Origin of the sequence: Sciscionella sediminilitoris, assembly GCF_000737195.2 — a bacterium.
GTDB lineage: Bacteria > Actinomycetota > Actinomycetes > Mycobacteriales > Pseudonocardiaceae > Sciscionella > Sciscionella sediminilitoris.
In genome coordinates, this window is sequence record NZ_JALM01000094.1 from 43,371 (window position 1) to 67,201 (window position 23,831).

At 70.2% G+C, this 23,831-nt stretch carries 23 protein-coding genes; 7 read left to right on the forward strand and 16 right to left on the reverse strand.

The genetic code is table 11. The annotated features are described in order from the left end of the window. Positions 1-18: 18 nt before the first annotated feature. Genes AD72_RS29475 through AD72_RS29490 form a run of 4 tightly spaced genes read left to right on the forward strand, consistent with a single transcriptional unit; the run spans position 19 to position 2,677 of the window. On the forward strand, positions 19-1,215 hold the full coding sequence (locus AD72_RS29475; protein WP_031469895.1) for a phosphoglycerate kinase: 1,197 nt from the start codon (positions 19-21) through the stop codon (positions 1,213-1,215). After that, on the forward strand, positions 1,212-1,997 hold the full coding sequence (tpiA, locus tag AD72_RS29480; RefSeq protein WP_031469896.1) for a triose-phosphate isomerase: 786 nt from the start codon (positions 1,212-1,214) through the stop codon (positions 1,995-1,997). Before AD72_RS29475 ends, tpiA begins: the two co-directional genes overlap by 4 nt. A gap of 55 nt (positions 1,998-2,052) precedes the next feature. Beyond that, positions 2,053-2,286: a preprotein translocase subunit SecG gene (gene secG / locus AD72_RS29485; protein ID WP_031469897.1), complete on the forward strand. Its 234-nt coding sequence runs from the start codon at positions 2,053-2,055 to the stop codon at positions 2,284-2,286. Positions 2,287-2,332: 46 nt separating this feature from the next. Further along, entirely contained in the window at positions 2,333-2,677 is a 345-nt protein-coding gene (locus tag AD72_RS29490; protein WP_031469898.1) for an RNA polymerase-binding protein RbpA, read from the forward strand. Between the two features lie 252 nt (positions 2,678-2,929). On the opposite strand, the gene AD72_RS29495 is transcribed toward AD72_RS29490, so the two are convergent. The 9 genes from AD72_RS29495 to tkt form a co-directional block, all read right to left on the reverse strand. Beyond that, positions 2,930-3,805, reverse strand: coding sequence for a sensor histidine kinase (locus AD72_RS29495; RefSeq protein WP_051899139.1), 876 nt, complete (start codon positions 3,803-3,805; stop codon positions 2,930-2,932). Positions 3,806-3,925: 120 nt separating this feature from the next. Continuing rightward, complete coding sequence (pgl, locus tag AD72_RS29500) at positions 3,926-4,702, reverse strand: 6-phosphogluconolactonase (RefSeq protein ID WP_031469900.1); 777 nt, start codon at positions 4,700-4,702, stop codon at positions 3,926-3,928. Continuing rightward, a complete protein-coding gene (locus AD72_RS29505) occupies positions 4,699-5,967 on the reverse strand; it encodes a S53 family peptidase (RefSeq protein ID WP_037347764.1) in 1,269 nt (422 codons plus the stop codon). The genes pgl and AD72_RS29505 overlap by 4 nt, the downstream gene beginning before the upstream one ends. After that, the gene (locus AD72_RS29510; RefSeq protein WP_031469902.1) at positions 5,964-7,355 is read right to left on the reverse strand and encodes a pyridoxal phosphate-dependent decarboxylase family protein; all 1,392 of its coding nucleotides are present in this window, start codon (positions 7,353-7,355) and stop codon (positions 5,964-5,966) included. Before AD72_RS29510 ends, AD72_RS29505 begins: the two co-directional genes overlap by 4 nt. Before the next feature lie 40 nt (positions 7,356-7,395). Next, positions 7,396-8,361, reverse strand: a complete 966-nt coding sequence (opcA, locus tag AD72_RS29515) for a glucose-6-phosphate dehydrogenase assembly protein OpcA (RefSeq protein ID WP_031469903.1) — start codon at positions 8,359-8,361, stop codon at positions 7,396-7,398. Further along, entirely contained in the window at positions 8,358-9,890 is a 1,533-nt protein-coding gene (gene zwf / locus AD72_RS29520; protein ID WP_031469904.1) for a glucose-6-phosphate dehydrogenase, read from the reverse strand. Before zwf ends, opcA begins: the two co-directional genes overlap by 4 nt. Then, positions 9,890-11,497: a glucose-6-phosphate isomerase gene (locus AD72_RS29525; RefSeq protein WP_031469905.1), complete on the reverse strand. Its 1,608-nt coding sequence runs from the start codon at positions 11,495-11,497 to the stop codon at positions 9,890-9,892. The genes zwf and AD72_RS29525 overlap by 1 nt, the downstream gene beginning before the upstream one ends. Next, entirely contained in the window at positions 11,494-12,603 is a 1,110-nt protein-coding gene (gene tal, locus AD72_RS29530) for a transaldolase (protein WP_031469906.1), read from the reverse strand. Before tal ends, AD72_RS29525 begins: the two co-directional genes overlap by 4 nt. A gap of 10 nt (positions 12,604-12,613) precedes the next feature. Further along, complete coding sequence (gene tkt, locus AD72_RS29535) at positions 12,614-14,710, reverse strand: transketolase (protein WP_031469907.1); 2,097 nt, start codon at positions 14,708-14,710, stop codon at positions 12,614-12,616. Between the two features lie 259 nt (positions 14,711-14,969). Here tkt and AD72_RS29540 point away from each other — a divergent pair, with 259 nt between their 5' ends. Together AD72_RS29540 and AD72_RS29545 are read left to right on the forward strand one after the other, a co-directional pair. Continuing rightward, positions 14,970-15,911, forward strand: coding sequence for a heme o synthase (locus tag AD72_RS29540; RefSeq protein ID WP_031469908.1), 942 nt, complete (start codon positions 14,970-14,972; stop codon positions 15,909-15,911). 78 nt (positions 15,912-15,989) lie between these two features. Continuing rightward, positions 15,990-16,850 carry an alpha/beta fold hydrolase gene (locus AD72_RS29545; RefSeq protein WP_031469909.1) on the forward strand — a complete coding sequence of 287 codons (861 nt, stop codon included), beginning with the start codon at positions 15,990-15,992 and terminating at the stop codon, positions 16,848-16,850. Positions 16,851-16,863: 13 nt separating this feature from the next. On the opposite strand, the gene AD72_RS29550 is transcribed toward AD72_RS29545, so the two are convergent. The 4 genes from AD72_RS29550 to AD72_RS29565 form a co-directional block, all read right to left on the reverse strand. After that, positions 16,864-17,820 (reverse strand): glycoside hydrolase family 113 protein, encoded by a 957-nt coding sequence (locus AD72_RS29550; RefSeq protein WP_031469910.1) that lies wholly within the window; start codon positions 17,818-17,820, stop codon positions 16,864-16,866. A 5-nt stretch (positions 17,821-17,825) separates the two neighbouring features. Continuing rightward, positions 17,826-18,401 carry a TIGR03086 family metal-binding protein gene (locus tag AD72_RS29555; protein ID WP_051899140.1) on the reverse strand — a complete coding sequence of 192 codons (576 nt, stop codon included), beginning with the start codon at positions 18,399-18,401 and terminating at the stop codon, positions 17,826-17,828. Between the two features lie 152 nt (positions 18,402-18,553). Next, a complete protein-coding gene (locus AD72_RS29560; protein WP_231645024.1) occupies positions 18,554-19,396 on the reverse strand; it encodes a C40 family peptidase in 843 nt (280 codons plus the stop codon). A 305-nt stretch (positions 19,397-19,701) separates the two neighbouring features. Then, the gene (locus AD72_RS29565) at positions 19,702-20,664 is read right to left on the reverse strand and encodes a quinone oxidoreductase family protein (RefSeq protein WP_031469913.1); all 963 of its coding nucleotides are present in this window, start codon (positions 20,662-20,664) and stop codon (positions 19,702-19,704) included. A 62-nt stretch (positions 20,665-20,726) separates the two neighbouring features. On the opposite strand from AD72_RS29565, the gene AD72_RS29570 reads away from it, so the two are divergent. Continuing rightward, entirely contained in the window at positions 20,727-21,035 is a 309-nt protein-coding gene (locus tag AD72_RS29570) for a hypothetical protein (RefSeq protein ID WP_031469914.1), read from the forward strand. A gap of 9 nt (positions 21,036-21,044) precedes the next feature. On the opposite strand, the gene AD72_RS29575 is transcribed toward AD72_RS29570, so the two are convergent. From AD72_RS29575 to AD72_RS29585, 3 genes are read right to left on the reverse strand one after another with little or no spacing between them, the layout of a single operon-like run. Continuing rightward, the gene (locus AD72_RS29575; RefSeq protein ID WP_031469915.1) at positions 21,045-21,998 is read right to left on the reverse strand and encodes a COX15/CtaA family protein; all 954 of its coding nucleotides are present in this window, start codon (positions 21,996-21,998) and stop codon (positions 21,045-21,047) included. Positions 21,999-22,024: 26 nt separating this feature from the next. After that, positions 22,025-22,798, reverse strand: coding sequence for an ABC transporter permease (locus AD72_RS29580; RefSeq protein WP_031469916.1), 774 nt, complete (start codon positions 22,796-22,798; stop codon positions 22,025-22,027). Further along, complete coding sequence (locus tag AD72_RS29585) at positions 22,795-23,721, reverse strand: ABC transporter ATP-binding protein (RefSeq protein WP_031469917.1); 927 nt, start codon at positions 23,719-23,721, stop codon at positions 22,795-22,797. Before AD72_RS29585 ends, AD72_RS29580 begins: the two co-directional genes overlap by 4 nt. Between the last annotated feature and the right edge of the window lie 110 nt (positions 23,722-23,831).

The window sequence follows — 23,831 nt, forward strand, 5'->3', positions numbered from 1 at the left end:
CGGCACTGGAGAGAGTCAGTGAAGACGCTCGACGATCTGCTCGCCGAAGGGGCGCGCGGACGGGTGGTACTCGTCCGCGCCGACCTCAACGTCCCGCTCGACGGTGCCACGATCACCGACGACGGGCGGGTGCGCGCCTCGCTGCCCACCATCCGCAAACTCACCGAAGCCGGTGCGAAGGTCGTGCTGCTCGCACACCTCGGCAGGCCGAAGGGCGCGCCCGATCCGGCGTTCTCGCTCGCGCCGGTCGCCGCGCGGCTCGGTGAGCTGCTCGGTGCGGATGTCGCCCTGGCCGGTGACGTGGCCGGGGCCTCCGCCCGGGAGGTCGTGGCCGGACTCGGCGAGGGCTCGGTCGCCCTGCTGGAGAACGTCCGCTTCGATCCGCGGGAGACCAGCAAGGACGACGCCGAACGGGCCCAGCTGGCCGGGGAACTCGCCGCGCTCGCCGGTGCGGACGGCGCCTTCGTCTCGGACGGTTTCGGTGTGGTGCACCGCAAGCAGGCCTCGGTGTTCGACCTGGCGACCCGGCTTCCCGCGTACGCGGGCGGGCTGGTGCTCGCCGAGGTCGAGGTGCTGCGCGCGCTCACCGGGGAACCCGAGCGCCCCTACGTGGTGGTGCTCGGCGGTTCCAAGGTGTCCGACAAGCTCGCCGTGATCGAGGCCCTGCTGCCCAAGGTCGACCGGCTGCTCGTCGGCGGCGGCATGTGCTTCACCTTCCTCGCCGCACAGGGTCACCAGGTCGGCGGTTCGCTGCTGGAAAAGGACATGATCGACACCTGCGCCCGGCTGCTCGCCGAGGCGGGGGACAAGCTGGTCCTGCCGAGCGATGTGGTCGCCTCCGCGGATATCGCCGCGGACGCCGAGACCAGCACCGTTCCCGCCACCGAGATCCCGGCCGAGCTCAAGGGCCTGGACATCGGGCCGGAGAGCGTCCGGCGGTTCGCCGAGGTGCTGTCCGGGGCGCGCACGGTGTTCTGGAACGGTCCGATGGGCGTGTTCGAGCTCGCCCCGTTCGCCTCCGGCACCAGGGAGGTCGCGCAGGCCATCGCGGATTCCTCCGCGTTCTCCGTGGTCGGCGGCGGTGACTCCGCGGCCGCGGTGCGGCTGCTCGGCATCGGCGAGGACGGGTTCGGCCACATCTCCACCGGTGGTGGGGCATCGCTCGAGTACCTGGAGGGCAAGGCCCTTCCCGGGGTGGAGGTTCTGGAATCGTGAGCAACAAACCGCTGATCGCGGGCAACTGGAAGATGAACCTCAACCACCTCGAGGCGCTCTCCCTGGTGCAGAAGATCGCGTTCTCGCTGCCGGAGAAGTACTTCGCCAAGGTGGACGTCACGGTGCTGCCGCCGTTCACCGACATCCGGAGCGTGCAGACCCTCATCGACGGGGACAAGCTGCTCATCACGCACGGAGCGCAGGACCTCTCCCCGCAGGAACCGGGCGCCTACACCGGGGACGTCTCCGGTTCGATGCTCGCCAAGCTGGGCTGCTCCTTCGTCACCGTCGGGCACTCGGAGCGGCGCGAGTACCACGCCGAGGACGACGCACTGGTCAACAAGAAGGTCCGCGCGGCCATCAAACACGAGATCAGCCCGATCCTGTGCGTCGGTGAGCCGCTCGAGGTGCGCGAGGCCGGTGAGCACGTCGAGCACTGCAACGCTCAGCTGCTGGCGGGGCTCAAAGGGCTCACCGCCGAACAGGTCGCCGAGCGGGTGGTGATCGCCTACGAACCGATCTGGGCGATCGGCACCGGCCGGGTGGCCACCCCGGCGGACGCGCAGGAGGTCTGCGCCGCGCTGCGTGGGGCGCTCACCGAGAAGTACGGCGAGGCGGCCTCCGGGGTGCGGATCCTCTACGGCGGCTCGGTCAAGTCGAAGAACATCGGCGACCTGGTCGCCCAGCGGGACATCGACGGGGCACTCGTGGGCGGTGCGAGCCTCGAGGCCGAGGAATTCACGAAGCTGTGTGCACTCGCCGCTGGCGGGCCACTGCCCTGAGTCGCCCCGGCTGCGAGTATCCTGGATACACGGCGAGTAGAAAAACGGACATCATATGACATTAGCCCTGCAGATCATTCTGATCGTGTCGAGCATCCTGCTCATCCTGCTCGTGCTGCTGCACCGTGGTCGTGGTGGCGGCCTTTCCTCGCTGTTCGGTGGTGGCATGCAGTCGAGCCTCGCCGGATCCTCGGTGGCCGAGAAGAACCTCGACCGGATCACGCTGCTGGTCGCGGCGGTCTGGGTGATCGCGGTGATCGGCAGCGGACTGCTGCTCACCGTCGGCTGATCGACAACCATATCCACGCACGCCACATTGACGGAGTGAGAACGCAATGACCGGTGGTAACGCGATTCGGGGGACCAGGATCGGCTCGGGCCCGACGGGGGAATCCGAGCGCGGTGAGACGGCACCACGGCAGCGTGTGTCGTACTGGTGCGCGAACGACCACGAATCACGGCCATCCTTCGCCCTCGATGCCGAGGTTCCGGAGACCTGGGACTGCCCCCGCTGCGGACTGCCCGCCGGGAAGAACCAGGAACAGCCACCACCGGCCCCGCGTGCCGAGCCGTACAAGACACACCTCGCGTACGTGAAGGAACGGCGCAGCGACGAGGATGGGAAGGCGCTGCTCGAGGAGGCCCTGCAGCGCCTCCGCGCCCGCCGCGGCGAATCCTGAACACTGGTTTCCGGGACTTGAATACTGGTCCGGTAGCGGAACCTCCAGCGTCTCCCCGCTCCGGGATCACCTTCTCAGGTATCCCCATACATCACGGCGGTGCTGTCCTCGCGAGGAAACGCTGGAGAACCCGCCGCGGTGCCGGTTGGCTGGGTGGTGAAAGGCGGCTTCGCCGCTAGAAGATTTCAGTTCGCGAAAGGCCCTGACCAGGAAGATCAGTCCTGGTCAGGGCCTTTCGCTGTCTTGACGTGCTCAGCTGGCCAGCGGGTATCGGGCCGAGACGGCGAATCCGCCGGTGGCGGTGGGCTCGGCGGTGAACCGGCCGCCGATGCCCGCGGCGCGCTCACGCAGCCCGGTCAGGCCATGGCCCCCGGAAGGAAGGCGCGGGCTCGGGATCGCCTGCGGTGCGAGCTGGGGTGCCGTATTGGTGACCGTGACGGCCAGTTCGGCACCCTCACCCGTGACGCTGACCAGCACCCCGGCCCCGGGCGCGTGCTTGTGCGCGTTGGTGAGCGCCTCCTGCACGGTGCGATAGGCGGCATTGGCCACCGGCCCGCTCACCGTGGCCGCCGCGAGCTCTACGTCGAGCTGCACCTCCGCGCCGTGCCGCTCGGCGAGCTCGATCACCTGGTCCAGGGTCTTGTCCTGGGCCGGGCGCAGCGCACTGAGCAGCCCGCGCAGTTCGGTGAGTGTGGTGGTGGCGAGTTCCCGGATGGTGGTGGCGATCTGGATCCGGTCCGCGTCCTCGGCCACCTGGAGCGCCCCCGCCTGCATCGCGATCAGCGTGACCTGGTGCGAGACCACGTCGTGCATCTCCCTGGCGAGCTTGGCGCGCTCATCGGCGCGGGCCGCGTCCGCGGCGCGGCGGTCCACGCGCACCCGGGCCCGAGCGCGCACCCGGTGCTTGGCCACGGCGCGAAGCACCAGCAGCGCGCTCGCAAGCAGTCCGGAGATCGCGAGGGCTGCGGGGATACCGAGGACGGGCGCGGTCGCGGCCACACAGCCGAGCGCGAGCGCGAGAACGGCGAGCGAGGCGAGCTCACCGCCGAACCGCAGGCTGAGCCGACGCGCCTGCCATCGCACCGGTGGGTGCTCGGTCGTGTCCGGGACGCTCAAGATGTTCGACACGGTGCCCTCTTTCGCTGGTACTGCGCTGATACCTAGAGAGAGGGAGAAAAAGCCGTGACGGGACGATTGCGTACCGAATCCTGTGCGAAAGCGAACGTCGGTGCGTCCGATCGCGCATATTCACGCAAGTGGAAGTGTGAATCGTTCGCCGATCTTGCCCGCGGCCTGGGTATCGGTGAGCCAGAGGGTGCGGTGTGTACCGAGGGCTCCCGCCGCGGGCAACTGCACCTCACCGGCCCCGGCGAGCGCCATGGCCACCGCAGGTCCCTTGCCCGCGCCGTCGGTGACGATCCAGACCTCCTCCGCGTGCCGGATGGCGGGCAGGGTCAGCGAGATCCTGGTGGGCGGCGGCTTCGGGCAGTTGCGCACCGCGACCACACTCTGCTCGGTCTCGTAGACCGCGGGAGACTCGGGGAACACCGAGGCCACGTGCCCCTCCGGGCCGACGCCCAGCATCAGCACGTCGAACCGGGGTACCGCGCCGTGGTCCTCCGGGGTGGCGTTCTCGGCGAGAATGCGCGCGTAGTCGGCGGCAGCGGCCTCGGGGTCATCGCCGAAGGCGCCGTCCGAAGGCGCCATGACGTGCACCCGCTCCGGATCCACCGGCACGTGGTCGAGCAGCGCGCCGAAAGCCTGGGTGGCGTTGCGCTCGGGATCGCCCTCCGGGAGGAACCGCTCGTCGCCCCAGTAGATGTCCAGCTTCGCCCAGTCCACGGCATCCCGCGCCGGGCTGTCCCGGACGTGTTCGAGCACCGCGATGCCCGCTCCGCCCCCGGTGAGCGCGACCGCGGCGCTGCCGCGTGCGCTCTGTACGTCGACGATCCTGGTGACCAGGCGGGCCGCCGCGGCCGCGGCCAGCTGCTCCCGGTTCGTGTGGGTCAGTAGTTGTGGTTTCACGGTGCCATTTTTTCACCGGTCGGGCTTGTGCCGCTCAGCGCGGGCACGAATGTGGCGAGGTCCGGGGTGCCCCAGCCGCTCGCCACGTCGAAACCGGGTCCGGCGCGGAATCCACGCACGCCCGCGTAGTCGTTGGAGCCCTTGGTGATGTCGACGATGCCCGCCTCCGTGCCCCGCGCGCCGAGCCGGTAGAGCCTCGGATTGATCTGGCCCAGCCGGTGGCCCGCCGACTGCACGGCGAGCGCGAGGCTGCCCGCGAACAGGGGAGCGGACTGCGAGGTGCCCTGTTCACCCTTCATCGTGATGTCCGGGAAGGACCGCATCGGCGAGCCGGTGATGTCCGCGACCCGGTCCTGCCAGGCGGGACGCTTGTACACCTTGGAGAAGCCGCCGCCGGAGAAGTCGATCAGCTCGTCGGGCTTGGTGCGCCTGCCGTTCTCGTCCAGGCTGAGGCTGGTGCCGCCGACCGAGGTGACGAGCGGATCCGCGGCTGGCCAGCTCGCCGCGCGGAACGGATAGTCGCCCTGATTGCCCGGCGCCGGACTCGTCGCTCCGTCGTCCCCGCTCGAGGCGACCAGGGTGACCCCCGCCCGGTTCGCCCGGCGCAGCGCCGGATCCAGGGTCTTGATCGAGTCCAGCGAGGGGAAGTTCTCCTCGGTCGTACCGAAGCTGAACGAGACCACATCGGCGATGCGGTGCCCGGTCAGATAGTCGACCGCGTGCATCATCTCCGGGAGCCCGGTGAAACCCTCGGTTTCGGCGACCGGGGTAGCGGCGACCACGATCTTGGCCGAGGGGGCCATCGCGTGGATCATCGTCACATCCAGGTCGGTCTCACCGCGCCAGGATTCGCAGGCTTCCTTGTCCACGCCGGGATCCGTGCACGCGGGTACCGGACCGGACGGGGAGAGCACGTCCACGTCGGCTGGCGGCAGGCCGTGTTTGCGGGAGTAGTCGTCGAGCACTTGGCGCACCTGAGAGTCACCGAACGAGACCACGGTGGCCACGGTGGCACCGGCGCCGGTGATCCCCGTGTTCCACACGGCGTTCGCCCCGTAGGCGGTGGTCTCCTGCGGCAGGTTCGGCACCGCGGTCTCCAGCCTGGCGACCCGCTCGGCGACAGTGTCCGCGCCGACGAAGGAGGCGGCGGCCGGGGAGAACTGCCGCGCCGTGTTGCCCGGCCTCGCCGCTGCCGGGACCGCTCCGGTGCCGAGCAGCGCGAGGGCGACCGCGCCGACGGCGGCCAGGCGGGTGGACCGGGTCATCGATAACCTCCTGCGCGATCGAGTGCGTCGATCACCTTAGTCACGTCCGCTGGTTCGGTGCGCCAATTGCTGAACGCGGCGCGCAACGCGGGGACCCCGGCGTAGGTGGTCGGAGTGAGGAAAGTGGTGCCGTCCTCGGCCAGCGCGTGCAGCACGGCGTCCAGGCGTTCCCGGCTCGGGCTCTCGGCCAGGGTGAAGCAGGCGACGTTGAGCCGCACCGGGGACAACAGCCGCCAGTGCGGGCGCTGTTCGAGCGCCGCGCCGAGGGAGTGCGCGAGCGCGCAGGTACGCCGCACGATCTCCGCGTGCCCCTTCCTGCCGTAGGCCCGCAGGCCGAACCAGGCGGCGAGGGCGCGCAACCGGCGCGAGTTCTCCGGTGCCAGGTGCATCGGGTCGGGGTTCGCGCCCGGTGCGCCGAGATAGGCGGCCGCGTTGTGGAACACCGCCCGCTGCAAATCCGGGCGCCGGGTGAACGCGACGGCCGAGTCGTAGGGCACGTTGAGCCACTTGTGCAGGTCCACGCAGACCGAATCGGCCGCGTCCAGTCCGGTGAGCAGCGCGGCATGCGCGGGGGAGAGAGCGGCGAAACCACCGAAGGCCGCGTCCACGTGCAGCCAGAACGGATAGCGCTCGCGCAGCGCCAGGATCCCGGCGAGATCGTCGAAGTCGACGGTGTTCACGGTGCCCGCGTTCGCGATCACGATCGCGGGCCGCCCGGCCAGTCCGGCGAGCGCGGACTCGAGTGCGTCCAGGTCCACGGCCTCCCTGCCGGGCAGAGCCGGGACCGTGCGCAGCCGGCGCCTGCCGATCCCGAGGACGGACAGCGCCTTCCCGGCACTCGAGTGCGGGGTTCCGGAGAGCACCGGAACGGGCCCGAGCGCATCGGCCCCGTCCTCGGTCACCGAGACGCCGGCGCGTTCCCCGAGCCATTCCCGGCCGACGGCGAGCCCGAGCAGATTCGACATGGTCGCCCCGCTGACGAAGGTCCCGGTGTGCGCGGACCCGAGGCCGAACAGGTCCGCGAGCCAGGTCACCGTCTCGCGTTCCAGGTCCACCGCGGTCGAACCGACGGCCGCGCTGGCGTTCTGGTCGAACACCGCGGTCAGCCAGTCACCGAGCAGGGCCGCGGGAGTGGCGCCACCGGTGACGAAGCCCAGATACCGGGGACCGGCGCTGCCGGAGAATCCCGGGGCCCAGCGCGCGGCGAACTCCGCGAGCGCGGCCCGGGCACCGATCCCGGTCTCCGGAACCGGGACGGGATCGGGTGCCGGGCCGGTGCTGCCCGCGGGGTGCTCGGTGAGCTCGCCGAGCACCCCGACGGCGTACCGTTCGCCCTCCTCGAGCAGTGCGGGCAGGGCGCGCAGATCCTCGGCGAGGTGTCGGTCCACGGCGGCCACTACCGGAGGACCGGCCCGGCGGCCGTACTGCTCACGAAGCGCCGGCCTTCGGTTTGCGTGCCGTCTTCGCGCCGGACTTGGCGGTGTTCAGTTTGCGCCAGCGGCGCAGCGCGTCCGCATAGATCTCGTCCGCGTCGAGCCTGCGCAGCTCCTCGGCGAGGCATTCGTTCACCTTGCGCCGCTGCAGGGCGACCTTGCGCTCGGGCTGGCCCGGCTGCGTGAGGGTGCCCGTCTTGCCGTCCGGACGGACCAGGTCGACCGGCCCGGAGCGGCGCTGCAGGGACACCGAGCCGATGCCCCCGCCCTTGTTCGCCTTGACCCGGCGCACCGGTACCCGCAGGGATTCGGCGAGCCAGGCGGCGAGCAGATCCGTGGACGGCGAGTCCGCGGCCCCGGTCACGGTCGCCCCGGTGACCTTCTCGTGTGGTGGCAGGTCCAGCGCCGAGGCGAGCATCGCCCGCCAGGAGGTCAGCCGGGTCCACGCCAGATCGGTGTCCCCGTCGGTGTACGAGGCGGCGCGCTGCTCGAGCGCCTTGATCGGGCGCTTGGTGTTCGCCGAGTCGGTGATCCGCCGGTCGGCGAGCCGCCCGATCGGGTCGGTCGCGGGGACCGCGGGCGCGTCGAACGGCCACCAGGCCACGATCGGCGCGTCCGGGAGCAGCAGCGGCTCCACACAGCTGGCGCCCTCGTCGGCGAGCGGGCCGTAGAGGCGGAGCACGACCACCTCGGAGGCACCCGCGTCCCCGCCGATCCGGATCTGGGCGTCGAACCGTGCCGCAGCCCGCTTCGCGCCCCTGGCGACCACCAGCACGCGGCAGGGGTGCTCGCGGCTGGCGTCGTTCGCGGCGTCGATCGCCTCCTCGGTCTGCTGTCCGTCCTCGGTGGCGATGACCAGGGTGAGGACCCGGCCGAGGGTGGTCATCCCACCGGCCTCGCGCAGTTCCACGAGCTTCGCGTTGACCTGCGAGGTGTTGGTGGAGGGCATATCGATGATCACGGCCGCCTCCATTCGTGTCCGTTGCGGGCGAGCATCTCGTTGGCGCTCTCCGGGCCCCAGCTGCCCGCGCGGTATCCCTCGGGTTTGCCGTTCGCCGCCCAGTGCGCGAGGACCGGGTCGAGGATCTCCCAGGAGAGCTCGACCTCCTCGTTGACCGGGAACAGCGAGGGCTCGCCGAGCAGCACGTCCAGGATCAGCCGCTCGTACGCCTCGGGGGAGGACTCGGTGAACGCGTGCCCGTAGGAGAAGTCCATGGTCACGTCCCGGACCTCCATGGCGTTGCCCGGCACCTTGGAGCCGAACCGCATGGTCACGCCCTCGTCCGGCTGCACCCGGAACACCAGCGCGTTCTGCCCGAGTTCCTCGGTGGAGGTGTCGTCGAACGGCAGGTGCGGTGCGCGCTTGAACACCACCGCGATCTCGGTGACCCTGCGGCCGAGCCGCTTACCGGTGCGCAGATAGAACGGCACCCCGGCCCAGCGGCGGTTGTCCACGGCCACGGTGATCGCCGCGTAGGTCTCGGTGACCGAGTCCTTGGCGAAACCGCCCTCCTGCAGCAGTCCGGGCACTTTCTCGCCGCCCTGCCAGCCGCCGAGGTACTGCCCGCGCGCGGTGGTCTCCTCGAACGGGGTCACCGCGTGCGCGGCGTTGAGCACCTTGGCCTTCTCGGCACGCAGTGCGCGCGGGGAGAAGGAGAGCGGCTCCTCCATCGCGGTCAGCGCCATCAGCTGCAGCAGGTGGTTCTGGATGACATCCCGGGCGGCGCCGATTCCGTCGTAGTACCCGGCGCGGCCACCGAGGCCGATGTCCTCGGCCATGGTGATCTGCACGTGGTCCACGTAGTTCGCGTTCCAGATCGGCTCGAAGAACTGGTTCGCGAACCGCGCGGCCAGGATGTTCTGCACGGTTTCCTTGCCGAGATAGTGATCGATGCGGAACACCGACTCCTCGGGGAAGACCTCGTTGACGATCCCGTTGAGCTCCTTGGCCGAGCGCAGGTCGTGCCCGAACGGCTTCTCGATCACGACCCGGCGCCAGCCGCCGCTTTCCTGATCGGTGAGTCCGCTGGTCTGCAGGCCCTGCAGCACCGTGGGGAAGGCGCCCGGCGGGATGGACAGGTAGAAGGCGTGATTGCCTCCGGTGCCCCGCTCCTCGTCGAGTTCCTTGACCGTGCGCGCGAGGGTGTGGAACGCCTCCGGATCGTCGAAGCTGCCCTGCACGAAGCGGCAGCCCTCGGCGAGCCGGTCCCACACCTCCTGGCGGAACGGGGTTCGCGCGTGCTCCTTGACCGCCTCGTACACGACCTGGCCGAAGTCCTCGTCCTCCCAGTCACGGCGGGCGAACCCGACGAGCGCGAAGCCGGGCGGCAGCAGGCCCCGGTTGGCGAGGTCGTAGATGGCCGGCATGAGCTTCTTGCGGGACAGGTCACCGGTGACCCCGAAGATCACCACGCTGCACGGGCCCGCGATGCGTGGCAGCCGCTTGTCCCGTTCGTCCCGGAGCGGGTTCTTGCGCTGAGCCGCCGCCATCAGGCGAGTCCTCCGATCGCCGCGGCGATCGCGGAGAGACCGGCGAGCCGGTCGGTGAGGTGCAGGCGGAGCACCGGACGTTCGTGCGCGGCGAGCACCGAACCGTCCCCGAGCGCCTGCGCGTGCTGCAGTCCGCCGAGGGTGAACGGCTGCTCCGGCACATCCAGGTCGTCCGCGTTCGCGCCGGTGATCTGCAGGAACACTCCGTTCTGGTGGCCGCCCTTGTGGTACTGGCCGGTGGAGTGCAGGAACCGGGGACCCCAGCCGAAGGTGGTCTGCAGTCCGCTGCGGGCGGCGAGCTCACCGCGCAGCACGGCGGCCGAGGCATCGTCGATCCGGTCCAGATAGGCCTGCACGGAGAGGTAACCGGCCTCCGGCGCGGCGTCCAGCAGCGCCTTGATCGCCTCGGTGAGGCTGCGCGCCTGGCCGATCCAGTCCCCGGAGGCGTACACCTCGACCTCGTCCACCACGAAGTTCGGGCTGGCCTCCTCGCCGGCGCCGGAGGGCTTGCCGAGCAGGTCCCGTGCGGCCTGTTTGGCGGCCTCCACATCCGGCTGGTCGAACGGGTTGATGCCGAGCAGTTTGCCCGCGACCGCGGTGGCGTACTCCCACAGCAGCATCAGCCCGCCGAGGCTGCCCGCGGTGGCCAGCTTCGCGGCACCGGTGGGCTGGCCCAGCGCGACCGGGGTGGCGTCCGCGCCCGCGTCGGCGAACCCGGGCGCTTCCGGGCTCTCCACCGCGACCGGGAGCAGCCCGGTGCCGTTCTTGCCGGTCGACTCGGCGATCAGCTGCTCGGCCCAGTCGGCGAAACCGGTGATCCCGGAATTGTTGTCGGCCAGTACGACCTTCTCCGCACCGGCGCTGTGCGCGTTGCCGAGCGCCGCACCGAGCAGCAGGGCGGGGTTGCTCGCCGCGTCCGCGGACAGCTCCTTGGCCGCGTCCGCCGCATCGTCGAGCAGCCCGGCGATGTCCGCACCGGCCAGACCGGCGGGCACCAGCCCGAAGGCGGTCAGCGCCGAGTACCGGCCGCCCACGTGCGGGTCGGCGAGGAACACCTTGCGGTATCCGGCTTCTTCGGCGAGGTGCTGCAGCGGCGAGCCGGGGTCGGTGACCACCACGATGCGCGAGGCGGCGTCGATGCCCTGTTCGGTGAACGCGGCCTCGAAGATCCGCCGGTGCGAGTCGGTCTCCACCGTGCCGCCGGACTTGGAGGACACGATCACCGCGGTGCGCTGCAGTTCACCCGCGAGGGCGTCGGCGACCTGCTGCGGGTCCGTGGTGTCCAGCACGACCAGCTGCACGCCAGCGGTCTGCGTGATCACCTCGGGAGCCAGTGAGGAACCGCCCATCCCGGCGAGTACGAAGCGGGAGACGCCCTCGTCCAGGTACGCCGCCCGCAGTGCCTCGATCTCGGCGAGCAGCGGCCGGGAGGTCTCGTGCAGCGTGGTCCAGGCGAGCCGGATGGCCGCCTCGGACTGCGCCTCGGCCCCCCACAGTGTGGCGTCCCCGGAGGTCAGCTTGCTGGCGAACCGTTCGGCGGCGAGCTGGGCCGCGGTCTGGCTCGCCTGCTCGGCGAGGGTGTCGTCGAGGATCTGTACTTCGGTCATGCCCCCGCCTTCTGCAGCTGCGTGGTCACCGTCTCGAGCAGCTCGGCCCAGGACTTGTCGAACTTCTGCACGCCCTCGTTCTCCAGGACCGTGTACACGTCGTCGATGTCGATGCCGAGACCGGCGAGCGCGTCGAAGACCTGCTGGGCCTGGTCCGCGGTGCCGGTGACGGTGTCCCCGTTCAGCTCGGCGTGGTCGGCGACCGCCTCGATCGTCTTCTCCGGCATGGTGTTCACCGAGTCGGTGACGACCAGCTCGTCGACGTAGCGGGTGTCGGAGTAGGCAGGGTCCTTCACGCCGGTCGAGGCCCACAGCGGGCGCTGCGCGTGCGCACCCTCGGCGGCGAGCGCCTTCCAGCGGTCGGTGGCGAACGCCTCCTGGAAGGCCGCGTAGGCGAGCCGGGCGTTGGCGATGGCCGCCTTGCCACGCATCGCGCTGGCCTCGCTGGAGCCGAGCGCGTCCAGCCGGGCGTCGATCTCGGTGTCCACCCTGGACACGAAGAAGGAGGCGACCGAGTGGATGCCGCGCAGGTCGTGCCCGTTGGCCTTGGCCTGTTCGAGCCCGGCGAAGAACGCGTCCATCACCTCGCGGTAGCGCTGCACCGAGAAGATCAGCGTGACGTTGACGCTGATGCCCTCGGCCAGTACCGCGGTGATCGCCGGGAGCCCTTCCGGGGTGGCCGGGATCTTGATGTGCACGTTCGGCCGGTCCACCGTCTTGGCCAGGTCCTTGGCCTGTGCCACGGTGGCCTCGGTGTCCCTGGCCAGCCGCGGGTCGACCTCGATGGAGACGCGCCCGTCGACCCCGTCGGTCGCGGTGTAGACGTCCCGGAACAGGTCCGCGGCGTTGCGCACGTCGGTGGTGGTGATCTCCCGGACGGCCGCGTCCACGTCGGCGCCGCGCGCGGAGAGCTCGCGCACCTGCGCGTCGTAGGCCGCCCCGTTGCTCAGCGCCCCGGCGAAGATCGTCGGGTTCGTGGTGACCCCGACGATGTGCTTGTCCCGGATCAGCGCCGCGAGGTTGCCGCTGTCCAGTCGTTCCCTGGACAGGTCGTCGAGCCAGATGGACACCCCGAGCCCGGAGAGTTCGGCGAGTTTGTCCGTCATGTTCGTCCTCCTAGTTCGCGTTGTTGAGGGAGGCGTTCGCCGCGTCGACGACGGCCTCGGTGGTGATCCCGAACTGCTCGAAGAGCGTCGCGTAGTCGGCGGAGGCGCCGAAGTGCTCGATGCCGACGATGCGCCCGCGATCGCCGACGAACCGGTGCCACGGCATCGCGATACCCGCTTCGACGGCGACCCGCGCGGTCACATCCTTGGGCAGGACCGACTCGCGGTACTCGGCGTCCTGGGCGTCGAACCACTCGACACAGGGCATGGACACCACACGAGCTGAAACGTTCTGTTCAGCCAATTTCTTCCGCGCGGCCACGGCGAGCTGCAGTTCGGAACCGGTGGCAATGAGGATCACGTCCGGGGTGGATTCGGTGTCCTCGAGCACGTAGCCGCCACGCTTGACTCCTTCGGTCGCCTTCGCCGCGGTCTGCGCGTGGGTGGGCAGGTTCTGGCGGGAAAGGGCGATCCCGACCGGGCCCTCGCGCCACTCGAGCGTCGCACGCCAGGCGGCCGCTGTCTCGTTCGCATCACCCGGACGGACGACGGAGAGGTTCGGGATGGCGCGCAGCGCGGCCAGCTGCTCGATCGGCTGGTGGGTCGGGCCGTCCTCGCCGAGGCCGATCGAGTCGTGGGTCCACACGTAGACCGGCGTGGTGCCCATCAGCGCGCCGAGCCGGACGGCGGGGCGCATGTAGTCGGAGAAGATCAGGAAGGTGCCGCCGTACGGCCGGGTCGGACCGTGCAGCGCGATCCCGTTGAGGATCGAGCCCATGGCGTGCTCGCGGATGCCGAAGTGCAGCGTGCGGCCGTACTCGGCGGCCTGCCACATCCCGGTGGAGATCTTCTTGGGGCCGAACGACTCGACCCCTTCCATGGTGGTGTTGTTCGACTCCGCGAGGTCGGCCGAGCCGCCCCACAGCTCGGGCAGCACCGGGGCGAGCGCGTTGAGCACGGCACCGGAGGCCTTGCGGGTGGCGAGCCCCTTCTCGTCGGCCTCCCAGGTGGGCAGTGCGTCGGCCCAGCCCTCGGGCAGCTCGCCGGAGTGCAGCCGATCGAACAGCGCCTTGTGCTCCGGGTTCGCCTTCGCCCAGGAGTCGAAGGACTCCTGCCAGGCGGCGTGCGTGTTCCGGCCGCGGGTGACCACCTGGCGGGCGTGCTCCAGCACCGCGTCCTCGACCGGGAACTCGGCGGACTCGTCGAAGCCGAGCGCCTTCTTGACCGCGGCGACCTCCTCGGCGCCGAGCGCGGCGCCGTGCGCCTTGCCGGTGTCCATCAGGTTCGGCGCCGGGTAGCCGATCACGGTGCGCAGCACGATGAAGCTGGGGCGCTGGGTCTCCGCCTTCGCGGCCTCGAGCGCGGCGAGCAGCCCGGCCACGTTCTCCCCGCCCTCGACCTCCTGCACGTGCCAGCCGTAGGCCTCGTACCGGGCGCGGGTGTCCTCGGAGAGCGCGATCGTGGTGTCGTCCTCGATGGAGATCTGGTTCGCGTCGTAGATGACCGTGAGGTTGCCGAGCCCCTGGGTGCCCGCGATGGACGAGGCTTCGGAGGTCACGCCCTCCTCGATGTCACCGTCCGAGGCGAGCACGTAGACCTGGTGGTCGAACGGGGAGTCACCGGGCAGTGCCTCGGGATCGAAGAGGCCGCGCTCCCGGCGGGCGGCCATGGCCATCCCGACCGCGGAGGCGAGCCCCTGACCGAGCGGGCCGGTGGTGATCTCGACACCGGCGGTGTGCCGCCACTCGGGGTGGCCGGGGGTCTTGGAACCCCACTGACGCAGCTGCTGGATGTCGGCGAGCTCGAGCCCGTAGCCGGAGAACATCAGCTGCAGGTAGAGGGTGAGGCTGGAGTGCCCGCAGGAGAGCACGAACCGGTCGCGGCCGATCCATTCGGGGTCGCTCGGGTCGTGCCGCATCACCCGCTGGAACAGCGCGTAGGCCGTCGGGGCGAGGCTCATCGCGGTCCCGGGATGCCCGTTGCCCTTGTGCTGCACCGCGTCCGCGGCGAGCACGCGGATCGTGTCGACGGCGCGACTGTCGAGCTCGGTCCAGTCCGCTGGCAGGTTCGGCGTGGTTAGGCTGGTGATTCGATCAACACTGGACACGGAGATTCGGCTCCCACTCTTTCGAAACTGTGCCTCGGTTACGGCTACGCGGCCGTGACTGCCTTGTCACGTTCCACCCTAATCCCGCCCCTGGTGTGCCCGTGTGGCCAGGCCAATTGTGTGCGGCGTTACGCGTGCCCCACGCGTCACGCGGGAAACGTCCGCGACTACCATCGGCTGTGTTCGCTGGTGCTCGATTCGTGCGCCATGCGTCCCGAACTGCCACAAGGAGCCGCATGTTGTCTGTGATCGCCGCGCGGTGCGTGCCGTGACTGCGATTGTCGAAACCAGGCCGGGTGGTCAGCGCAGCCCCAAGGACGTTTTCCTGAAGTACTTGGCGTTGACCAAGCCGCGCATCATCGAGCAGCTGCTGGTGGCGACGATCCCCTCGATGTTGCTGGCCCAGCGCGGAGTGCCCGCGTTGTGGCTGGTCGTGGCCACCGTCGCGTTCGGCGCCCTCGCCGCGGGTTCGGCGGGCGCCTTCAACTGCGTCGTGGACGCCGACATCGACGCGGTGATGAAGCGGACCGCGAAACGCCCGATCGTGAACGACACCGTGTCCAAGCGCAGCGCGCTGATCTTCGCGATCGTGCTCGGCGCGCTCGCGGTCGGGGGCATGTGGCTGACCACGAACCTGCTTTCCGCGGTGCTCACCCTCGCCGCGATCGCGTTCTACGTGCTCGTCTACACGATGTGGCTCAAGCGCCGCACCTCGCAGAACGTGGTGTGGGGCGGCATCTGTGGCTGCATGCCGGTGCTGATCGGGTGGTCCGCGGTGACCGGGACGGTCGGCTGGCAGGCCTTCGTGATGTTCGGGGTGATCTTCTTCTGGACGCCGCCGCACTCCTGGGCGCTCGGCATGAAGTACCGCGAGGACTACACGAACGCGGGAGTCCCGATGCTCCCCTCGGTGGCCTCGCCGCGCCAGGTCACGCTGCGGATCGTGCTCTACTCCTGGGCGATGGCGCTGTGCGCGCTGGTGCTCATCCCCGGCACCTCCTGGCTCTACGCGGCCTGTGCGGTGATCGCCGGGGCGTGGTTCCTGGCCGCGGTGCACCGGCTGCACTCGCAGGTGCGCAGGGGAGCGGAGTACAAGCCGATGGGCGTGTTCCACCTCTCCAACACCTACCTGTGCTTGGTCTTCGTGATGCTCGCGGTGGACGCGGTCGTGGGCTGGCCGGTGCTCGGCTGGCCGTTCTGAGCTTCGCACCGTTGGTTACCGTCCGGTAGATCGGCTACGATTCGTACCTATTACCGCCGGTAACACAGAGGAGCTGCGATGCGGGTACGAACCAGTGACGGGCTCGAACTCGAAGTGGCGGTCACCGGAGCGGCGGACGCGCCCGTTCTGCTGTGCGTGCACGGGTATCCGGACGACAAGACGCTGTGGGAGGGAACGGCGCAGCGGCTGGCCGACCGGTTCCGGGTGGTGCGCTTCGACGTGCGCGGCGCGGGCGGTTCGGACACCCCCGCGAGCCGATCGGGGTACCTGCTCGACCAGCTCGCCCGCGATATCGCCGCGGTCGCCGACGCGGTGAGCTCGGCGGCCCCGGTGCACCTGCTGGCGCACGACTGGGGTTCCATCCAGGCGTGGCACGCGGTCACCGAGCCGGAGTTCGCGGGCCGGTTCGCCTCGTTCACCTCCATCTCCGGGCCGTGCCTCGATCACGTCGGCCACTGGATGCGGGAAACCTGGCGGCACAAGGGAATCCGCGGGATCCGCGCGGGCGCGAACCAGTTGCTGCACTCCTGGTACATCGGCTTCTTCCAGCTGCCGGTCATCCCGGAACTCGCGTGGCGCAGTGGCGTCGCGGGCCGGGCCATCGGCTGGCTCGAGCGGCGCAACGGCGAGGTACCGAATCCGCGCACCGCCGACGCCGTGCACGGACTCGAGCTCTACCGGGCGAACATGCGGACCCGGCTGCGCCGCCCCGCCGAGCGCCGGACCCGGGTTCCGGTGCAGGTGCTCGCACCGGACAAGGACTCCTACGTGACCGCGCCGATGCAGGCGGCGGCCGCACGCTGGGCGCCGGACTTCACCAAACGCCGGGTGCACGGCGGGCACTGGCTGCCGCGCAGCGAGCCCGGTGTGGTCGCGGAGGCGGTCGCGGAGTTCACCGGAGCGCGTACGGCGGCATAGCCGCGCGAGCACGTCAGGCGCGGCGGCCGGGTGACTGCCGATAGCTGCTGCGCATAGCGTGGAAGACCGTTTTGGGCTCCCAACGGACATGGTCGAGCATGCGCACCACGCCGTAGGAGGCGATGTCACGATCCCGTGGCTTGTCGTAGTTGGCGAAGGAGAACCACAGCGCCGTGTCCACTCCTTCCTCCTCGAAGATGTCGAGCAGTTCGGTGAAGTAGCGCACTTGCTCCTCTTCGTCCGGGATCGCCGTTTGCGGTGGTTGCCACGCCATCCCGCCGAGCTCGCCCGCCCCCTGGTAGGCGCAGGTGCCGTACTCGGTGACGGCGACAGGCTTGCCATGAGCGAGGTACTCGCGCAGAGAGGCGCGGAAGGTGCTGGCGTTGTGCCGATCCCGGTAGGCATCGACGGCCACCAGATCGAACGCGGTCCAGTCCACCGACTCCCAGAAGCCGGAGGCATACGTGACCTGTCCGCCGAACCGGGCGCGGACGGTCGCGGCCGCCCGGACGAGGAAGGCGTTGAGGCGTTCGGGGACCGGGCCGAGAGTGGTCCACCAGTCGAGGTCGGCGGTGGCCATGGCGTGGAGGCGGTCGAGGTGCGTCTTGCCGGGAAGGAAGCCGTGCGCGAAGGCGCTGAGCTCGCAGCCGACGACGAGCACTACCCGGGCTCCTTCGCGACGCAGGGCTTCGGCGCGCTGCGCGCAGTCGGCGAACAACGACACGATCCGGTCCGGGTGCAGGTCGACGGGGAACGGGGAGAACCACACTTCGAGGCCACTGGCGGCCGCGCACCGCGCGGCGAGGTCCAGTCGTTCGGGATCCCGGCCGGAGACGCGTACGACCGCGCAGTGCAACTCCTCGGCGATCACGGCCATTTCGCGTTGTACCTGGGCGGGATCGAGGGTCTTGCGGGTGAGCCGGTCGCCGGGAAATGTGCCGGTGTCGTAGTTGATTCCTCGTGCGCGCATCTCGTTTAGGCGCGGCGGCCCAGGAAGGCCAGCAGCCGCTCGAACTCGCCCGCGCCTTCGGGGGCGGCCACGGCGGGCCCGAACATCCCGGAGGCGCGCCGTTCCTCTTCGTCACCCTGTGCCTGGAACCGGGCGATGGTGCTGACCACGCGCTCGTCCGGCCGGTAGGCGCGGCCGGACGCGGAGGCGATGTCCCAGCCGTGGATCAGCGACTCGGAGACCGCGATGTGCGCGTGCACCCAGCCGGGCGCGGCGCCACCGGGGAAGGGCAGCTCGGCATCGAGGGTTCCCGGGCGGCGCAGGGCGGCGGCACAGCGTCCGCTCGCCTCGGCGAAGGCGCCCGCGGGATCGGCGTGCTCGGGTTCGGGGGCGGTGAAGTCGATCCCGGTTTCCCCTTCGGCGAGCCGTGCGAACAGGTCGAGCGCGTTGATCAGGTGATCGGCCACGTTCCGCACGGTCCACCCCTGGCAGGGGCTCGGGTCGGGGTATCGCTCGGCGGGCAGTTCGCGCAGGAGTTCCCCGGTCGGTGTGAAGGCGGGGTCGAGCAGCTGAAGGATCGAGTCCTGATCCGGTGCGGCCATGGTCTACTCCCGGTTCGGTCGGTTTGGCAGTGTCGACCGTACGGGAGCGGAGAACTCATCGGCCGCGCTCGCCGCGGCCCTGGCTCCCGCGACCGAGAAGCGAGCCAGGACCACGGCGAGCACGATCCGAACCGAGGCAGCGTCCGGAACCGCTACCAGGCGCGGCCGATGCTGTAGCTGTTCGTCCAGATCTCCTGCAGCTTCACCACGTCACCGGAATCCGGGGCGGTCCAGATCTTGTGATTGCCCGCGTAGACGGCCGCGTGGTAGACGCTGCGGCCGTTGGCGAAGAAGATGATGTCGCCCGGTGCGGCCTGGCCCTTGGCGATGCTCCTCGTCGCACCGCGCTGCGCGCCGGAGGTCCGGGGCAGGTTGATGCCGACGGCCTTGTGCGCGAACTGGGTGAGCCCGGAGCAGTCGAAGGAACCCGGTCCCGTGGCGCCGTACTTGTACGGTTTCCCGTGCTGGGCGGCAGCGGCGTCCACGATTCGCTTGTTGACCGGCTCGGGTGGCGGAGTCGGCTTCTTGGTGTAGACGACCGAGACGCTGGACAGCGCGCCTGCGTAGAAACCGGCCCCGGGGAAGGAGATGCGCCACTGGGCGCTGCCGGCCACGTTCGCGGGCAGGGTGGCGTGCCCGTTCTCGTCGGTCTTCGCCGTCGGACCGGCGTGCCAGGGGCCGTCCCCGGTTCGCCATTGCAGCTCGACTTCCTGGTCGGCGAGCGGTTTTTCACCGGATTTCAGGGTGCCGCCGAAGTTCACCTTCGCATTCTCGGTGACCGTCGATTTCGCGGCGTTGTCCATGCTCTGTGTGGTGGTGAATCCACCGGATTTGGTCTTCGGCGATGCCGATGCGGTGGTCGCGCTCGCCACGACACCTCCGGTGATCGCCGCGCCGACCAGCAGCGCGGATCCGACTCTGCGGGGAGCACTCGGACGATAGGGAAGGGACACGGTCCACTGTTCGGGCGCACCTGTCCACTTGTGGCTTGGCACGGAGATTCCCTCCAGGTCCAATCAAACGAGTTTATCGGGGGTCATCGTTTGTGACCGGGACGAGGCCGCCAAGGTTCGGGGGAGCGATCTCGAACCGATCACGGAACGATAAACACGGGGGGACCCGGAATGAAAAGACCCGCCGCCCGATCGGTGTTCCGTGTCGGTTGGCGGGTCTGTTTCGCTCTGTTCGAATTTGTGCAGGTCAGTACCGAGAAGATCAACGACGTGTGAGCGGCGAGCCGGTTGCCTGTTGTGACCCAGATCACGACACAATCGTGGCGTCGCTCACGCAGGGCGATGGGTCACGGGACCAGCAGCAGTTTTCCGGTGGTCTTGCGCCCTTCCAGGTCACGGTGCGCGTTCGCGGCCTCGGTCAGCGGGTAGCTGCCGCCGATCCGGACCTGCAGCGAACCGTTCCCCACCGCCTCGAACAGCTCGCCCACCCGCCACTCGTACTCGGCGCGGTCGGCGATGTAGGGGCCGAGGGAGGGCCGGGTGACGAACAGCGACCCCGCCGCGTTGAGCCGCTGTAGGTCGAACGGCGGTACCTGGCCACTCGATCCGCCGAAGAGCACCAGATACCCGCGCGGGCGGATGCTGGCCAGGCTCGCTTCGAAGGTGTCCTTGCCGACCCCGTCGTAGACGACCGAGACCCCGGTTCCTCCGGTCAGCTCGCGCACCTTGGTGTCGAAGTCCTCGTAGCCGAGCACCTCGTCCGCGCCCGCTCCGGTGGCCAGTGCGCGCTTCTCGGCGGTGGACGCGGTCGCGATCACCCGGGCGCCGAGCGAGGTGGCGAGCTGCACGAGCAGCAGGCCGACCCCGCCCGCGGCGGCGTGCACCAGGACGGTGTCCGTCTCGTCCACCCGGTAGGTGGAGCGCAGCAGGTAGTGCGCGGTGAGTCCCTGCAGCATCAGTGCGCCCGCGGTCTTCGTGTCCACCGCGTCCGGGATGCGCACCGCCCGCTCCACGGGAACGACGACGTGTTCCGCGTAGCTGCCCGCCGCCCAGACCCAGGCGACGCGGTCACCGGGAGCGAAATCACCCGCCCCGTCGCCGACCGCCTCGACGGTTCCCGCCCCCTCGAGCCCGAGCGCGTGCGGGAGCTCCACGGAGTACACCCCGGAACGCTGGTAGGTGTCGATGAAGTTCACCCCGGCGGCCTCGACCCGGACCAGCAACTGCCCGGTGCCCGCCTCGCGGGTGACCTCATCGAGCCGCAGGACCTCGGGGCCACCGGTCTCGTGTACCCGGATTGCGTTCGTCACGTTCGCTGTCACTTCCCGGAATCCTCCTCAACCGAGTGTTGTCAGCGATTAGGGTGGCACGCATGGCAGAGGAGCAGACAGCCGCACCGAACCAGCGCGAGCTGGCCGCGGTGCGTGGGTTCATCGCGGCGCACGGCGAACAGGTCCGCGCGGTCGTGGAGAACATCGGCAAGGCAGGTGCCCGGGTGGTGCTTGTCGGCGAGGACGGAGCACTCGGCGACGTCGTGGTGCGCGGTGGAGTCGAGGCCGCCGAGGCACTCGTGGCCGCGAGCGGGCTGGAATCGGGCAGCTGGGATGGTCCGACGGTGGCCGCGGTGCAGATCGGTTCGGCGCACCGCAGGGCCATGGCCGGTCCGCGGGCCGGCCGGTAGCGCACCCGGTCAGACCTGCTGCGCGTCCAGCCTCTCGGCTTCGGGGGCGGGCGCGCCGAGGCGTGGGCCGCGATCGCGCGCCGCGCACCACAGCGCCGCGGTGCTCGCGGTGACCACGACCGCGCCGATGACGTGCACGACCACCAGTGCCATGGGCACGCTCAGCAGGTACTGCACGAAGCCGATCAACCCCTGGACGAGGGTGACCGCGAGCAGTGTCCAGTAGCGGCGCCACATCCGCTTGGTCGCGGAGAACGCGCGCAGTGCGAAGCCGAGCGCGACGAGCATCGCGAGGAAAGCCACCAGCAGATCACCGTGCAGCTGGGTGAGCGAAGCGACGGGCAGCGGGAGCCGCGGTGAACGGGCGTCCCCGCCGTGCGGACCGGCCGCGGTCACCAGGGTGCCCGCGATCAGCAGCACGGTGAACACCACGGAGAGCGCGACGAGCAGGCCGCGCAGCGGAAGCGGGAGCAGCCAGCGCGGTTTGGCATCGCCCTCGTTGATCGCGCGCAGGTGCACGATGGACAGCCAGACCAGGGCCGGGCTGACCAGGAAGTGCACGCACACGATCCACCAGCTCAGCCCGGTGAGCACGGTGATCCCGCCGATGATCGCCTCGGCGACCACGCCGAGCAGCATCACCCCGGCGAGCGTGACCTGGCGGTTGCGGCGCGGCTTGGCCAGCACCGCCAACAGGAACACGATCAGGGTGACCACGCCGACCACACCGGAGAGCATCCGGTTGCCGAACTCGATCCAGGTGTTCGCCGGATCGATACCGGAGTGCGCGATCGGCACGAGACTGCTCGCGGTGCACCGGGGCCAGGTCGGGCAGCCGAGCCCGGAACTGGTGACGCGCACGACGGCGCCGGTGACGGCGATGAGGCATTGCAGCCCGACGAGTACGACCGCGGCGAGGTGCTGGAGCCGGTACGAGGGGGCCAAACGGGAAAGGGACGGCACGAGGTCGATGGTAGGCCGGTGATCCGTCACACAAACCGGGTGGTCCGCGTGGCGAGCCCGCCCGCGGCCAGAGCCCAGACCGCGAGCACGGCGATCGGCTGCCATCCGGGCCAGCCCCCCGAGGCCAACGCGGTGTGCAGGCCCTCGGCGAGTGCCCCGGAAGGCAGGAAGTTCACGATCGCGGCGAACCCGTCCCGCGCGCCGACCGCTATCCCGCCGGCGAGCAACAGCACGAACCACACCAGGTTCGCCACGGCGAGCACGATCTCCGCGCGTACCGCCCCGCCGAGCAGCACCCCGAGCGCACCGAAGGCGGCGGTACCCAGCAGCACGAGCAATACCGCGGCCGGGATCCCGCTCGCCGCGGGAGACCAGCCGAGCAGCAGCGCGATCACCGAGAGGACAACCAGCTGGATGATCACCACGGCCAGCGCGGCGAGCATCCGGCCGCCGACGATCGACCAGCGCGGCACGGCGGTCGCGGCCAGCCTGCGCAGTACCCCGTAGCGGCGGTCGAAGCCGAGGCTGATCGCCTGACTGGTGAACGCGCTCGACATGATCGCCAGCGCCAGGATCCGGGGCGCGATGGTGTCGATGCGGGGCGCGGGCACCGGGATGAACCCGACCAGGTCGAGCCCGATCAGCAACACGATCGGGATCAGCAGGGTCAGCAGCACCTGCTCGCCGTTGCGCAGCGCGAGTTTGGTCTCGGTGAGCGCCTGCACACCGAGGATCCGGGCAAGGCTCGCCCGGCCCGGATCGGGACGGAAGGTGCCCGAGGCGAAGGTCTGCTCACTCATGAGCGCAGCTCCCGTCCGGTCAGTTCGAGGAACACGTCTTCGAGGGTGCGCTTACCGACCTGCAGCTCCTCGGCGAGCACTCCGTGCTGGGCGCACCAGGCGGTGACGGTGGAGACCACCTGCGGGTCGATCGCCCCGCACACCAGATAGGCGCCCGGTTTCGTCTCGTCCGCGGTGTATCCCTCGGGCAGTGCCGCGGTGAGCAGGTCGAGATCCAGGCCGGTGCGTGCGCGGAAGGTCAGCTGCTGGGTGTCCGGGGCGGCCGCGGTGAGCTCGCCCGGTGTTCCCGCGGCGACCACCGTGCCGTGGTCCACGATCACCACCTCGTCGGCGAGCGCCTCGGCTTCCTCCATGAGATGGGTGGTGAGCAGGACCCCGACCCCGTCCGCGCGCAGGGCCCGCACCAGTTCCCACACCAGATGCCGCGCCTGCGGATCCATGCCCGCGGTCGGCTCGTCGAGGAACACCAGCTCCGGCCGGGACACCAGCGCGCAGGCAAGGGAGAGCCGCTGCTGCTGGCCACCGGAGAGCCGTTTGTACGGGGTGCGCCGGGCCGCGTCGAGCCCGAGCACGCTCAGCAGCCATTCCGGATCGAGCGGATTGCGCGCGGTCGCCGCGACCAGGCGCAGCATCTCCGCGGCCAGCACACCGGGATAGGCGCCGCCACCCTGGGGCATCACGCCGATGCGTTCGCGCACCTTTCCGGAGGCGGTGACCGGGTCCATGCCGAGCACCCGCACCCGCCCCGAATCCGGGGTGCCGAATCCGGTGCAGAGCTCCACCGTCGTGGTCTTCCCCGCGCCGTTCGGCCCGAGCAGCGCGAGCACGCAACCGGCGGGCATGCGCAGGTCGATGCCCGCGAGCGCGGTCGTGGACCCGTAGGTCTTCACCAGATTCTCGATCTGCAGCGCCGGCTCGGTCACGGCGTCGATGCTAGGCCGGTGGGTGAGGTCACACGGGGTGAGGGGGTAGGGACAACCCCCGGCCTGGTCAGGGAAAAACCGGAAGCCGAAATCGGGAGGTCTCCCGATGG

Excerpts from the sequence above, each read along its gene's own strand:
- secG (WP_031469897.1), top strand. The coding sequence starts at position 2,053 with ATGACATTAGCCCTGCAGATCATTCTGATCGTGTCGAGCATCCTGCTC.
- AD72_RS29580 (WP_031469916.1), bottom strand. The coding sequence starts at position 22,798 with ATGAGTGAGCAGACCTTCGCCTCGGGCACCTTCCGTCCCGATCCGGGC.
- AD72_RS29490 (WP_031469898.1), top strand. The coding sequence starts at position 2,333 with ATGACCGGTGGTAACGCGATTCGGGGGACCAGGATCGGCTCGGGCCCG.
- AD72_RS29555 (WP_051899140.1), bottom strand. The coding sequence starts at position 18,401 with ATGGCCGCACCGGATCAGGACTCGATCCTTCAGCTGCTCGACCCCGCC.
- zwf (WP_031469904.1), bottom strand. The coding sequence starts at position 9,890 with ATGGCGGCGGCTCAGCGCAAGAACCCGCTCCGGGACGAACGGGACAAG.
- tal (WP_031469906.1), bottom strand. The coding sequence starts at position 12,603 with ATGACGGACAAACTCGCCGAACTCTCCGGGCTCGGGGTGTCCATCTGG.
- AD72_RS29570 (WP_031469914.1), top strand. The coding sequence starts at position 20,727 with ATGGCAGAGGAGCAGACAGCCGCACCGAACCAGCGCGAGCTGGCCGCG.
- AD72_RS29545 (WP_031469909.1), top strand. The coding sequence starts at position 15,990 with ATGCGGGTACGAACCAGTGACGGGCTCGAACTCGAAGTGGCGGTCACC.
- AD72_RS29525 (WP_031469905.1), bottom strand. The coding sequence starts at position 11,497 with ATGACCGAAGTACAGATCCTCGACGACACCCTCGCCGAGCAGGCGAGC.
- AD72_RS29505 (WP_037347764.1), bottom strand. The coding sequence starts at position 5,967 with ATGACCCGGTCCACCCGCCTGGCCGCCGTCGGCGCGGTCGCCCTCGCG.
- AD72_RS29550 (WP_031469910.1), bottom strand. The coding sequence starts at position 17,820 with ATGCGCGCACGAGGAATCAACTACGACACCGGCACATTTCCCGGCGAC.